Source organism: Bacillus sp. R86525 (assembly GCF_042466195.1).
Taxonomy (GTDB): Bacteria; Bacillota; Bacilli; order Bacillales; family Bacillaceae_G; genus Bacillus_A; species Bacillus_A nitratireducens.
Genome location: NZ_JAXHPX010000007.1, coordinates 2,736,583 through 2,750,217 on the forward strand (window position 1 = coordinate 2,736,583; position 13,635 = coordinate 2,750,217).

Below are 13,635 nucleotides of genomic sequence, written 5' to 3' on the forward strand. Positions count from 1 at the left end.
ACGACAACTAAATATTTATCCACTAGGGGGGCCTTTGTAGGCTGAGATCAAATTTAATTTTGAGACTCTTAGTACCTGATCTGGTTAATGCCAGCGTAGGGAAGTGGGAAAGACGTTGCTATTTATTGAATAAATACTGTCAATTTCACTTTCTTTACGCCTGTAAAGAAAGTTTTTTTATTTTACAGCTTTAATAAATGGGATAAATACTTATATTTTATAAATTATTGGAGGGATTTAAATGACTTTTTCACAATCATTACGTAAAGAAGTAGATTCAATTTGGGAAGCAAGTTTTAATCATCCATTTGTAAAAAAACTGGGGGAAGGAACGCTAGATTTAGCTAGTTTCCGTTATTATGTGCTTCAAGATTCATATTATTTAAGTCATTTTGCTAGAGTACAAACGTTAGGTGCTGCAAAGGCTCTTGAATTAGAAACGACAGCACGCATGGCGCATCATGCACAAAATACATATGAAGCTGAGTTATCATTACATGAGAATTTCGCAAAGAAATTAGGGATTACGAAAGAAGAAAAAGATAATTTTATTCCTGCGCCAACTGCATATGCATATACATCTCATATGTATCGTGCAGCTTATGAAGGGCATTTAGGAGATATTATTGCAGCTATTTTACCTTGTTATTGGCTATATTATGAAATCGGTGAACGATTAAAAGAATGTCAACCAGAAGAGCCGATTTATCAAGAATGGATTTCTGCATATGGATCGGATTGGTTCCGTACGCTAGTAGAAGAGCAAATCACACGATTAGATACTATTGCTGAAAAAGTAACAGAGGCAGACCGTAATCGTATGAGACAACATTTTATTTTTAGTAGTCAATATGAATATTCATTTTGGGAAATGGCATATACATTAGAAAAATGGCCGGTGAATGAAAGAGTTAAAGGTGTTATTAAATAAAGAGTATAGAAAAGGTATCGCTATATAAAGAGGCGATACCTTTTCTTATATTTAATTTATGTAAATATTTTGTAAATGATAGATATAAAACGGAATAATATTTTATAATGATTTTATAATATGAGAAGTGACATAAGGAGGTAGTTATATGTTAATGGTAACTTTTTATTAATTTAGTTTTTATAATGTATTATTATAATAATTTAATTTAATTACTCCCCGAAATATGCTTGGTTTAAATTTGATTCGTTTATGCTTAAAAATATTGGTGAATTTACTAGTATTATTCATGATCAATATTAATTTAAGAGAGGAAGTATTACTAATATGGAAAAATTACAGTTATTAACATTTAAAAATATAGTAGACCCCCTCTATAATGAGAAAGTATCGTATATTTACTTTCCTATCGAATGGCTTGAGATTGTAGAAATACATTATAGAACATTTTTATTAACGAGTAAGTTAAAACTTGTAAATGAAAGATTGTATGATATGTTTTCTGATATATTATTCATTCAGCATAATCCATATATACTAAAGGAAGATACACCTTGGATTGTAGCAAAAGAACCAATGAGACAAGAACAGTTAGACTATATTTTCCAAAGTTGGTATGAGGTTATTCATGATTGGAAACCGAATAAATTAATAGATCCACCACATTTAGAATGGCAGTATGATTTAATTAGTAATTTACCAGTATTACATGATAAAAAAACGTTTTCTAAATGGGTACCAGCTCTTATTACACATATCTTTTGCGAACAGCCTTTACGTATGAAAAATAAGAATGATGAAGAAGTATATTTTTCACCACTGCGATCCCAACATGTTTCTGAAGCGATGTCTGAGCCAATTAAAGATGAAGAAACACAGGATTATTTCGCTTATGTATATCGGTTTGAATACATAACTCGTGGAGGTGAGAATATTCCACTAGTAAAAGTATCAGTAGGGATTAGACGGTTTTATCAACAATATAACCATAAAGATATTTCTATACTTTTAGGGCGAAAGCGAAGCCAAATACTGATTTCAACTCCTGAATTTGAATCAAATAAGAAAAAGCAAAGATTTGTAAAGTTAAAAGTGCAACAAGCTGAAAAAGGAATAAAGTGGATTAAGCGTTTCAGAAATTTAAAAGATGAGTATAGGATAGGAGGAGAAATTAAATTAGAACACATTCTCCAATGTCCGAAAGAGTATATTAGAGGAACAAATAAAAGAGTGCTTCTACCATATAACGAAAACATATATAAAGTTCAAGGGACAAAAATAAAGCTTGGTATAAAAGTAAGAGAAAAAAAGGAGCTTTTAAATGAATTCCAACTAACCTTCCCATATTTCACATTAATTCCTGAATGTGAAAATGTATTAACTAATAATGAGAATGAGTTATTACCTTTACTTACCCCAAAGGGATTAGACTCAATTACGTTAGAAGTATGGTCAGATGATATAGTAATAGAGATAGAACAAGCGTTATTAGATAGCAAAATAGTTTTAGCTCAAAATGGAGATTCTTCCTATGTATTAAATGCAGACAATCCGGTGTTGTTAAAAATAGTAAGATATAACATTGAAAAAGTATTACAAAATCCATATAGAATGCAATATAGCCATAAAAATAAAAAGAAACTTGTAGACGATGTTGTAAAAGCGGTACATGCTACAGCAGGAGAGCAAAATGAAATGAAACTAGCATTAATTGCACTAAAAACTTTTAATGGCCGTGAAAAAATTAATCCAAAGCAAATTATTAGGGAAGGATTCGTTCGAACGCAACGTATTTCCGCTTTTATTAATTTATTTATTGGACAAAGTGTATCTAAAAAAGAAATTATTACCGCTATTCTTAGTTTGTTAGAACAAAAGGGGCTCTTGAAGCGTAGTTGGAATAAGATAAAATTACCAGGTATAATTGTAAATTTATCAGTTGAAAAAATGTCTAAATATGATTTCTTACCTATTTTTTCAAAAATAAATGGGAGAGAAATATTATATAAATTATATGGTCAAGAAGAATGGGGTACAATTGATCATACTTTATTAAATATAGGTAATAATAAAGTGTTTTTACCACAACCATCAAAAAGGAATGATATAGGAGCCCACTTTAAACAATTTCTGTCAGAAACATTAGTTGAAATTTTACAAGATGCACATAAACAAAACAAAGAAGTTTATTTTGTTGTAGATGCAAATATGAGGAAACATTGGATAAAAGAATTACAGAATGAAAGCGTCAACATCGAGGTTTCACCTGAAATAATCTCAAATTTTAAAGAGGATATAAAAATAATTAGAATTAATACTAACTCTGATGTACCGAACTATATTGTTAGAGACCAAAAATATGTTATGGATGAAACTAGATTATTTGTAGATCAACTGGGAATTTACTATAGCACGGCTGCATACGAATTAAACTGTAATGAGATAGCACAGCAGTGTATACTCGAAATTATCCCGTTTGGTGTAAAATCTGAAGAGAGGGAAGAACTCGCCAAAATGATACATTACATGTGCTGTAAATCAACCTTGCTCTCAGAACAAAATATTCATAATACGTATGTAATGCATATGGTTAAATTAATTAAAAATTATACTACCGATATTGATTCAAGGGAGTTTAAAGAATTCAATGATGAATTAGATGAAGATGTAATAATTATGGAAAAAGAAGATGGATTGATATTAATATAAATACTAGTATACACAAATCCTGTTAGTAATAATAAACAGGATTTGTCATTTTTCATTGTAAATATAGATATGATTTGTCATGTATATTTTCGTTTTCGTATTTACTTTATTTACTTTCAGGATTAAGATGTTTTTTAGAAATATCACAAAGGTTTTTCAAATAGTATGAACTTTATATTTTGAGAAACTGAAAAAAGAATTTGAAAGGAATGGGGAATTGTGAAGAAATTAGATGTGCTATTAATGATACTGAGCGGCCTCTTTCCGGTTGCAGGTGTTATGAAGCAAGTCCCTCTAGAACAATCTTTATTTATTGGAGGATTATTATTTTTCACTAGTTTTGGAAGTTACTTTGCTAAAAAGATGTACTCACGAATATGTAGCTGGATAGCGTATGCGCCATTTATTACATTACTGTTAGTCATTTGGAATCAGGATATTTCAACAAATTCAATAATAGCGAACGCGAAAATCGCCGCTTGTATTGCGTTAATTCCGTGTATATTGCGTTTTCGTACATACGGGCTTACTTTGGGCTTATTCTCATTATGGGCCGCTTTACTATGGGATATAAAAGAAGTACAGTCATTAATCATACTTGAGCGTATGATGAGTTTAATGACAGGCCATTACTTATATATTCTCCTTTTAGTTGGAGGACTTATATTAGGTGGATTACTTGCGATGTTATTACACCGAAAAGAAAAAGATAATAAAGTTGCAAATACAAATATATTTAAACAAAAAAAGAAACGCAACAAGCCAACATTTAAAATTCGTATTCCTAGATTACCAAAGTTTAAGATAAAATTATTAAAGTTTGGTGGGAAATCTTCTAAACGAAAAACACCAGAAACAATGTATGAGCGTAATTATGATGAACCGGCTCAATCAAATCAAATGATAGAGCAAGAACCGCAATATAAAGTAGAAGCTATCCAAGGACAAACAAGGATGGAACGTCGAAGAAATAGGCATAATGCATAGTAAAATTAGTTAACCCCTTAATGATTTATCGTAGAATTGATAAATCATTAAGGGGGTTTTATATATTCCTCTGTGTGCTTTTTTATCTCTCACATGTTTATTAGCAATTATCCAGTGAAATATATAAACTACTAGTAGTTACATAATACATTTTAGTAATGAAAAGAAATTAATACCTTAACAAATCTTTATGTATGGCGGTTTCTGGGTAATCAGAAACTGCCTATTTTATATGGTTGCAAACATCGACTATTTGGAAAATCCCTTTGTTTTATTTGATGGAGATATAGTACCACATATTGGTCATTCTTATTTAGGGCTATTTATTTCGATGAAGAGGATAGAGTGATTCGAAGCAGTCAAAAAAGAGCGTATGAAATATAAATAAAAAAGGACAAGCAGTCGTACCTACTGTCCATTAAAGGAGAAAAATATTTTGGTTTAGAACTACGAATAAACAGAAAATCTGCTTGTAATTATTGTTAACCTAAGTGTATTTATCTATACAATAAAAAAGAGATAAGTAAAATATACTTATCCCAAGAAAGGAAATTCAAAACACAAAAATGGCTCGTATTGGTCTACAGGTTCAAAACTAGTATATATAAAATCTCATACACAAAGCATACAACAATTTTAGTTGTCTACCAGTTAGTCGAATAAGTTAGTCAATTGGGATAATTTGCTTTCCCATTACAAGAAAAGTGAAGCTGATAGTTCAAACAGCTTTTAGGTAGTGTTTACGATGTTTTTAAAAATATACAGAGAAAGCAGATAAGTGAAGAACCTATCTGCTTCTGCTGTAACAAAAGAAAGAAGTACCAGCCGTGGATACAACGGCTTGAAAATAGTATGTATTGTTTTTTTGAAAAGTATTCAAGGAGTGAAGTCTGGTGGAATATAAAAGACGCTAACTAATCGAAAGTACTAAATATGGCGATTAAGATAGCCTTGTAGATGAATGATATGAGACTAATAAAAGAATAACGTACTCAAGTCACATACGAAATTGACGATATCATCGAGTAAAAAGATAGACGTTGTTATTACAGTCATTCAGCTAATGAATAAAGCGTGCCCAACTGGTGAAGAGTTACACCAGTTGGATAGATACCTTGATATATAACCGAAAAAAAAGGTGGACAAGAAAAAAATACCGATTTGGGAAGATAAAGAAGAAGTGAACAAGTGAAGGGAAACGGAATTAGAGAAATTAAATAGGATGAAGAAAATGCTTGAAACCGTTGACGTGAAAGTTATGTCGGATGATGAGTTTCTAAAGAAATATAAGGGCACATTTAAAAAGGAAAGACACCAATTCAAAAACTACTGTAAAGATTGCAAGCAGAAACATAACGATTTGTTATAGAAATTTCATTTTGTTCAGGTAGATTTTTGTTTGGAGTTTTAAGACTGTTGCATTTTCTTTATTTTTTTTGTTCCCAAAACACAACTAATAATTGCAAGTAATGCACTTGAAGAGATGAAATTTACGGTCCAATAAATTCCTGTTCCAGTAATTAAGTCGATAATTACAAATTTTTTAATTGCCGAACTTTTTATTGTATGAAAAATGAATTGATTGTTATTGTTATCCAATGTTGTCACGTCCCTTATCTTTTTTTTAAACATATGACAAGGTATGCTTGATCTAGTCATTTAATCTCAAGAGAATGATAAAGAACCATAAAAAGAACAGCTAGCAAAAGCTAGCTGTTTCATAAATGAAAAACAAAAAATTAGATCGGTTTTGAAAAATGATTGAGACGAATTATTTAAAATGTTGTAGAGAATTTAGTAAGTCATTATGGATACGTAATAAGGTTTGGATATCTTCTTCAGACAGTTTTTCTAGTGCTAGTTCCATTGCTTTATAAGAAGTAGAGTTTTCAATGGATTTCTTAGATATTTCTTGTCCTTGTGTTGTTACTTTTAATTGTATTTCTCTACGATCTTCATGTGATTGTTTTCGCTCAATTAATCCTAAATTAACTAACTCATCTACATTTACACTCATTGTGCTTTTAGGAACTGAAAGGCGTTCTGAGATATTTTTAAGAGTAGTATTAGGAGTTGCATAAATTGAATTTAAGATGCCCATTTGTTGAACTGTTAATCCTAACGTAGAAGCGTTTTGATGAGTAAACTTTATAATTTCTTTGTTTATTTTTACAAATGAATGGACAATTTCACTGGCTTGTTTGATACCTTGTTTATGTAGACTCAAAGTAATAACTTCCTTTCATTTTAAAATAATTCAACTCGATATTGTTCATTGTTGAACTATTTTATTTTGAATCAAATTGTAGGGAAAGTCAATAAACGATATTGATAAAAAACCTAATAAAAAATTCATTTTGTAGAAATAAAAAAAGGTGATGAACATCGCATCACCTTTTGATAAAGCAGAGCACTTTCAAAAATAAAGTATTCAAAATTAAAACAGAAGTTATCATAAATTCCTTTAATCTTTGACTTGAAACTTATCTTTAATATTAATAAATAATAAAAATAATATTATGGCAGATATTAAATTAGACAAGTAGAAATCTTGGTGGAACAGTAGTTCAAAGATGACATCGAAAGTGTATAATAAAGCAACAGCAGGTAATATGCAAATAAATATAAATCTCCAATTTTTTAAATAATGTTTGTAATAAGTATGTACTTTCTCCATAGATCTCGCTCCTGTAATTTTTATTTTCTATATAAATATACATTTAAATAAAAGGATTTACAAAGCCTTTTAAAAATAAATAAAAAATACCGTGAAAGTGGTGTGTAATAGAAGAAGTGTACTGAAATGTTAACATCTAGACGAAATAAACATAAATTAACGCTAATATATCACTGTACTAATATGAAGTTATAATTAGATTTATCTATAAAAACCTTTAAAATACCGTTACTAAAATGATACACTATAATCTACGTTATTTTAGTAATGAATAGAGGAATTTACATGATAGATAAAATCAAAAATGCTGTAGAGGACATGTACGAAGATGAAGCAAAACATTTACTGCAAAGCATTCTTATACAATTAGATTTATTAGAAGAAAACTATAGTGAAGATACGATTAAACACTTGATAAGTATACCTAAGCAACTAACGAGTAATACATCTTATAAAAAGAATGTAAAAGAAAGTACACATATTCATATCACTTTCGATGAATCAACAGGCGGTTGTTTAAAACATATGTTAAGTCAAGAAGAACTATTTGAAGAGAGTGTTGTATCATTCTCTGAATTCTTTTCAATTGGACCGATACACCAATTACATACGAATAAAGGGCAACTAGCAAGACAGCAATGGTTATTAAACAAGCTAACTACTTATGATGGTTATTTTGAAGAGGAATATCTACTGAATTTTATAGAAACTTTAGAAGAGCTACATTCTATTCCAAATGAAACACCAATTACCATCTGGAAGGCGAATAACGCACATGAACATGTAGGCCTTTGTTTTGTAATGGCTCAATTAAAAGATAAGAAAAATATTCGTATAATTAATACATCTGAAGCGAGTAGAGAAATATTAAAACAAGAGTATGATATACGTGGAACTGGTGAATTGCCGCCCGAAAGTTTAGCTACTTTCTTAAAAAATTCTGCAGAGTTATCGTATTTAACTAAAGAGACTAGAGAAAAGTTTAAACATGAGTGGGATAGTTTATCGAATAGCACAGAGTTATTAAGAATTTGGAAAGACAATGAAGTACATTCAGTGAAAGAAGACTATTTTGATCCATTTATGATTGAATGCGCAAAAAGAATAGGTGCTGATAAAGACTTCTTTAAAGCTCCGAGAGTAATTGGGGAAGTGCTTGGTCATGTCGAACAACTTGTAGGGGATACTTTTTTAGAATACCGCTTGAAAGCATTAATTAATCAAGATGTATTTGAATTTGAAGGTTCACTAGAAGAAATGCGTTTTTATAGTGTGAAGTTGAGAAAATAATAAATACATTCCGTTTATGAAAAAGCTTGTAGTTTTAAAACTACAAGCTTTATTTTTTTAGTTGAATTTGGGCTATACATAAGCTTCCGATAGGTGTCATATCACATATGAATGTTAAAGGTAATGAATGAAAAGAAGGTGATTTATTAATATGTATAACGAACAAAATTATCCATATGATCAAACGATGTATTATAATCCACAACAATACGGATATGAACCTGATATCGAAGTTAGAGAGGTTGAACTAGAAGATTATCGACCAGATGATGCAGAAGATGCTCCAACGTCACCACCACCGTCACAAGCGCCGTCTTTACCGTCTACATTTGCTTCTCCTGCACAAGCAGGTAATATGAAATCATGGATGTGTAACTGCCTAGGAAGATGGGGATATTTACGTTTGCATCGTCCTGGTCCATTCGGAAGAGACTTATGGTTCTTTCCGACGGAAGTAAGAAGAAATGGGGTATCAGGTTACACTTGGCAAGGTGGTCGCCGTCGTAAAGTAAGTTATCGATATCAACAAATTAGTAATTTTATGTGCTTTGCATAAAGAAGAGTGAGAGAGTAGACGGGTTTTACTCTCTCACTTTTTATTTTTCAATGTACGAAGTAAGATTTTGAATGAAAATTTACAATTTTCACGTTTTTATTAGAGTATAATGCATATGTTGGCTGGTTTTCAAAACAAATGAGAGTGAGGGAATACAATGTCAATGAAAAATAAAGTTGGTCGAAGAATAGAAGATGGCATTAATTTAGCTTCAGCTCAGTTTAAAGAAGATGCATATGAAATTTATAAAGAATCGCGAAAAATGCAACCTATATTATTTGTAAATGAAGTTGAAATTGGTAAAGAATGGCTCATTACAAGATATGAAGATGCTCTGCCACTTTTAAAAGATAATCGTTTAAAAAAAGATATGGCAAATGTGTTTTCTCAAGATACAAAGAACATGTATCTTTCTGTTGACAATAGTGATCATTTAACAACGCACATGTTAAATTCAGATCCACCTAATCACAGTCGTTTACGATCTTTAGTTCAAAAAGCTTTTACACCGAAGATGATTACACAATTAGACGGAAGAATTCAGAGAATAGCGGATGATTTAATAAGTGAGATAGAGCGAAAAGGTACATTAAATCTTGTGGATGATTATTCATTCCCATTACCAATCATTGTAATAAGTGATATGCTTGGCATTCCAAAAGAGGATCAAGCAAAATTTAGAATTTGGTCTCATGCTGTCATTGCATCGCCAGAAACACCTGAAGAAATAAAAGAAACCGAAAAACAACTATCTGAGTTTATTACATATCTTCAATATATAGTTGATGTAAAACGAAAAGATCCAAAAGAAGATTTGGTTAGTGCGCTAATCCTTGCGGAAAATGAAGGGCATAAACTTAGTGCTCCAGAGCTATATTCAATGATAATGTTACTAATCGTAGCAGGACATGAGACAACAGTGAATTTAATTACGAATACGGTATTAGCACTTCTTGAAAATCCAAATCAATTACAGTTATTAAAAGATAATCCAAAATTAATTGATTCTGCAATTGAAGAAGGATTGCGTTATTATTCTCCAGTTGAGGTTACAACTGCAAGATGGGCAGCTGAGCCTTTTCAAATTCACGAACAAACAATCCAAAAAGGGGATATGGTTGTCATTGCATTAGCTTCGGCAAACCGCGATGAAACAGTATTTGAAAACCCAGAAGTATTTGATATTACTCGGGAGAATAATCGTCATATTGCCTTTGGGCATGGTAGCCATTTCTGCTTAGGCGCTCCACTTGCTAGGTTGGAAGCAAAGATAGCTATTACTACGCTGTTAAAACGCATGCCTGAACTACAAATAAAAGGGAATCGTGAAGAAATTAAATGGCAAGGTAATTATTTAATGCGTTCTTTAGAGGAATTACCGTTAACCTTCTAGAATAATTGTTTTGAGACATGCATACATCAAAAATGTTCTACATAGAGTATGTATGTGTTATTTAAATTCGAAACGGAAGGGTGAAAACATCCCGATGATCAACTAATTCTATTTGTAAGAGATCTTCGTTAAAAAACGAAATATTCTTCTGAATAGGATTAGTCTGTACATTTATAGAAAAGGGATGTATTTCGCTCTGCGAATATATAGTCTTTTTATATGATTTGTGCTGCCTCCTGTTCAGAACATGAAATAGGAGGCTTTTTTATGTCGACAAATGTAGTAGCGAAACAAAACAATGGGGTATCACAAGTATTAAAAAACCGATTTGTGCAAGGAATTCTTGCATCAGCATTATTTTTACAAATTGGAATATGGGTTCGAAACTTTGCGGTATTACTGTATGTAATGGAAATGACGAAAGGTGATGCTTTTGCTATTTCAATGATTTCGGTCGCTGAATTTGCTCCCATTTTTATTTTCTCATTCATTGGTGGAACTTTTGCTGATAGGTGGAAGCCAAAGAAGACAATGATATGGTGTGAGACGTTAAGTTCTATTTCCGTATTCGCTGTATTAATTACTCTTATGTTTGGAACGTGGAAAATCGTGTTTTTTGTGACTCTTATTTCTGCAATCCTTTCGCAGTTTTCTCAACCATCTGGTATGAAGTTGTTTAAACAGCATTTATCAACAGAACAAATTCAATTAGCGATGTCTATATATCAAACAATATTTGCGATTTTTATGGTGTTAGGACCGATTCTTGGAACATTTATTTTTCATAGTTTTGGAATTTATATTTCAATCATCATAACAGGCATCGCTTTTTTACTTGCAGCAGCTGTGTTGTTATTTCTTCCGAAAGATCTTGAGAATGATAATGAGAAGAAAGAAATCACGCTGTTACAGGAAATGCTGGATGGTATTAAATATGTAAAAAAGAAAAAAGCATTAACATTGCTAGGGTTTTGTTTTATGGCAGCAGGACTAGGTATAGGTTTAATTCAGCCACTAGGCATCTTTATTGTGACTGAGCAGTTAGGGTTATCAAAAGAGAGTTTACAATGGTTACTAACAGTAAATGGTGCGGGAATGATTGTTGGCGGGGCTTTAGCGATGGTATTTGCGAAAAACGTTGCTCCCCAAAAGATGTTAATTGTAGGGATGCTCGGTCAGGCAATTGGAATTTGTATTATAGGCTACTCCACAAATTTATGGGTGACACTTACGGCACAACTTTTTAGTGGTTTAGCTCTTCCATGTATCCAAATAGGTATTAATACACTCATTATTCAAAATAGCGATACTGATTTTATTGGTCGTGTAAATGGCATTTTAAGTCCACTATTCACCGGTTCAATGGTAGTAACAATGAGTGTAGCTGGTTCATTAAAAGAAGTGTTCTCATTAGGTACGATGTATGAAGGCACAGCTTTACTATTTATAATTGGATTATTATTTATTTTACCTATATACAATTTAAAGCCAGTAGTAACGGTAGAAAGTGAAATGAATAGTAAGGGAAGTGCTGTGCAACATGAATCCTAATCCAAATGTTAAATACCCTATTGAAGGAAATCAAAACGTTCATTTTATAAAAAATACAATAACGAAATCTAATATATTTGTTGGTGACTATTCTTATTATGATGCGAAAGATGGAGAAACATTTGAAGATCGAGTATTATATCATTATGAATTTATTGGAGATCGGCTTACCATTGGAAAGTTTTGTTGTATTGCAAATGGAGTTACCTTTATTATGAACGGAGCGAATCACCGGATGGATGGATTTTCGGCATATCCATTTAATATATTTGGAAATGGGTGGGAGAAGTATACACCTAGTTTGTCTGATTTACCTTACAAAGGTGATACAGTTATAGGAAATGACGTTTGGATTGGTATGGATACAACTATTATGCCCGGAATAAAAATAGGGGATGGTGCAATCATTGCAGCTAAATCTGTTGTGACTAGAGATGTCGCACCATATACAATTGTTGGCGGAAACCCTGCAAATAAAATTAAGGAACGATTCACAAATACAATAATAGAAGAATTATTGCAAATTCAATGGTGGCATTTTGACATTGAAAAAATAACCGGAAATATAGATGCTATTGTACAAGGAGATATTGAACCATTAAGAAAGTTAAAAAGGGAATAAAAAATGCATGACAAAGAGTATCATACCTCCGAATTTTGTTAATGATAATAGAACAAGGAGGTGTGATACTATGGCACAAGACGTTTTATGTGAAGTAAACAACTGTAAATTTTGGGCTAACGGCAATAAATGTAGTGCAGATGCAATTTATGTAGTCAGTAATAAAGGGAAACATGCATCAACTACGGAAGAAACCGATTGCAAAACTTTCGATCCAGAAATATAAATTTTTGAAGGGTAGCCAAATCGTGGTTGCCCTTTTATTAATTATAGTATTGATAATAAATCTCATTTTCATTCATTGTTTTTAATTTTTTCTTGTTATTTTTCATATTTTCTTCATAAGTGATGTAATCCAGAGCAATTCATGTTCAATACGTGATTTACTAAATTCAATGACTTCTGTAATAAAAGATGAGCTAACATCTAAAGATTGAATAGCAGTAAGCTGTTTATATAGTACGTCTTGGCGTATTGTTAAAATTTCTTTTCTAGCTTCGTAATCAAGTTTCTCAAATAGCGCGATACGTACAAGGAATTCAGCGTTATTTGTCGCAATCTTTTCGGGAAACTCTCTTAATATTTCAGAAAAAATTTCTTCCCCTGTTTCAGTTATGTCGTACATATTTCGATTTGGCTTTCCGACTTGTTTATGTATTTTTTTCGTTATAGCACCCATATTTTCGAAGCGCCGAAGAGCGGGGTAAAGTGTGTTATGATTTAATTCGAAATTCTCACCTAACCGATTTTGAATATTTTTCTTTATTTCATAGCCGTGTTTTGGTCCTGTCGTTAATTCAGCTAGTAGTAAAATATCAACGTACATAAAAATCCCCCTTTTATATTTCTCAAGTTCTCCAATAAAAAATCTTCTTTAACATATGTTAAAATAACATATGTTAGATTATACAACTTTGAA

The 13,635-nt window shown here is 31.5% G+C and carries 13 protein-coding genes and 1 riboswitch; of the genes, 9 read left to right on the plus strand and 4 right to left on the minus strand.

Features of this window, described 5'->3' with window-relative positions; all coding sequences use genetic code 11:
• The first annotated feature begins 14 nt into the window (after positions 1 to 14).
• Positions 15 to 119, plus strand: a riboswitch (TPP riboswitch).
• 122 nt (positions 120 to 241) lie between these two features.
• The 3 genes from tenA to SJY24_RS16735 all read left to right on the plus strand — a co-directional run bounded on the left by tenA (position 242) and on the right by SJY24_RS16735 (position 4,627).
• Positions 242 to 931 carry a thiaminase II gene (gene tenA / locus SJY24_RS16725; RefSeq protein ID WP_377865509.1) on the plus strand — a complete coding sequence of 230 codons (690 nt, stop codon included), beginning with the start codon at positions 242 to 244 and terminating at the stop codon, positions 929 to 931.
• A gap of 327 nt (positions 932 to 1,258) precedes the next feature.
• Entirely contained in the window at positions 1,259 to 3,640 is a 2,382-nt protein-coding gene (locus SJY24_RS16730) for an RNaseH domain-containing protein (RefSeq protein WP_377865510.1), read from the plus strand.
• Positions 3,641 to 3,859: 219 nt separating this feature from the next.
• Positions 3,860 to 4,627, plus strand: a complete 768-nt coding sequence (locus tag SJY24_RS16735) for a DUF3959 family protein (protein WP_377865511.1) — start codon at positions 3,860 to 3,862, stop codon at positions 4,625 to 4,627.
• 1,407 nt (positions 4,628 to 6,034) lie between these two features.
• Here the strand turns inward: SJY24_RS16735 and SJY24_RS16740 are convergent.
• From SJY24_RS16740 to SJY24_RS16750, 3 genes are all read right to left on the minus strand, one after another.
• Positions 6,035 to 6,226, minus strand: a complete 192-nt coding sequence (locus tag SJY24_RS16740; RefSeq protein WP_377865512.1) for a hypothetical protein — start codon at positions 6,224 to 6,226, stop codon at positions 6,035 to 6,037.
• Between the two features lie 172 nt (positions 6,227 to 6,398).
• On the minus strand, positions 6,399 to 6,854 hold the full coding sequence (locus SJY24_RS16745) for a MarR family winged helix-turn-helix transcriptional regulator (protein ID WP_377865513.1): 456 nt from the start codon (positions 6,852 to 6,854) through the stop codon (positions 6,399 to 6,401).
• 237 nt (positions 6,855 to 7,091) lie between these two features.
• On the minus strand, positions 7,092 to 7,304 hold the full coding sequence (locus tag SJY24_RS16750) for a hypothetical protein (RefSeq protein ID WP_088078663.1): 213 nt from the start codon (positions 7,302 to 7,304) through the stop codon (positions 7,092 to 7,094).
• Between the two features lie 285 nt (positions 7,305 to 7,589).
• Between SJY24_RS16750 and SJY24_RS16755 the strand changes: the two genes are divergently transcribed.
• The 6 genes from SJY24_RS16755 (at position 7,590) to SJY24_RS16780 (ending at position 12,942) form a co-directional block, all read left to right on the plus strand.
• Positions 7,590 to 8,594 (plus strand): DUF1835 domain-containing protein, encoded by a 1,005-nt coding sequence (locus SJY24_RS16755; protein ID WP_377865514.1) that lies wholly within the window; start codon positions 7,590 to 7,592, stop codon positions 8,592 to 8,594.
• Between the two features lie 151 nt (positions 8,595 to 8,745).
• Positions 8,746 to 9,150, plus strand: coding sequence for a hypothetical protein (locus tag SJY24_RS16760; RefSeq protein WP_098498312.1), 405 nt, complete (start codon positions 8,746 to 8,748; stop codon positions 9,148 to 9,150).
• A 157-nt stretch (positions 9,151 to 9,307) separates the two neighbouring features.
• On the plus strand, positions 9,308 to 10,543 hold the full coding sequence (locus tag SJY24_RS16765; protein WP_377865515.1) for a cytochrome P450 family protein: 1,236 nt from the start codon (positions 9,308 to 9,310) through the stop codon (positions 10,541 to 10,543).
• A 267-nt stretch (positions 10,544 to 10,810) separates the two neighbouring features.
• Positions 10,811 to 12,094, plus strand: coding sequence for an MFS transporter (locus tag SJY24_RS16770; protein ID WP_377865516.1), 1,284 nt, complete (start codon positions 10,811 to 10,813; stop codon positions 12,092 to 12,094).
• The gene (locus SJY24_RS16775; RefSeq protein ID WP_377865517.1) at positions 12,084 to 12,716 is read left to right on the plus strand and encodes a Vat family streptogramin A O-acetyltransferase; all 633 of its coding nucleotides are present in this window, start codon (positions 12,084 to 12,086) and stop codon (positions 12,714 to 12,716) included. Before SJY24_RS16770 ends, SJY24_RS16775 begins: the two co-directional genes overlap by 11 nt.
• Before the next feature lie 70 nt (positions 12,717 to 12,786).
• Positions 12,787 to 12,942, plus strand: a complete 156-nt coding sequence (locus SJY24_RS16780) for a DUF1540 domain-containing protein (protein ID WP_000046092.1) — start codon at positions 12,787 to 12,789, stop codon at positions 12,940 to 12,942.
• Positions 12,943 to 13,044: 102 nt separating this feature from the next.
• Here SJY24_RS16780 and SJY24_RS16785 read toward each other — a convergent pair whose 3' ends face one another.
• A complete protein-coding gene (locus SJY24_RS16785) occupies positions 13,045 to 13,542 on the minus strand; it encodes a PadR family transcriptional regulator (protein ID WP_377865518.1) in 498 nt (165 codons plus the stop codon).
• Positions 13,543 to 13,635: the final 93 nt, after the last annotated feature.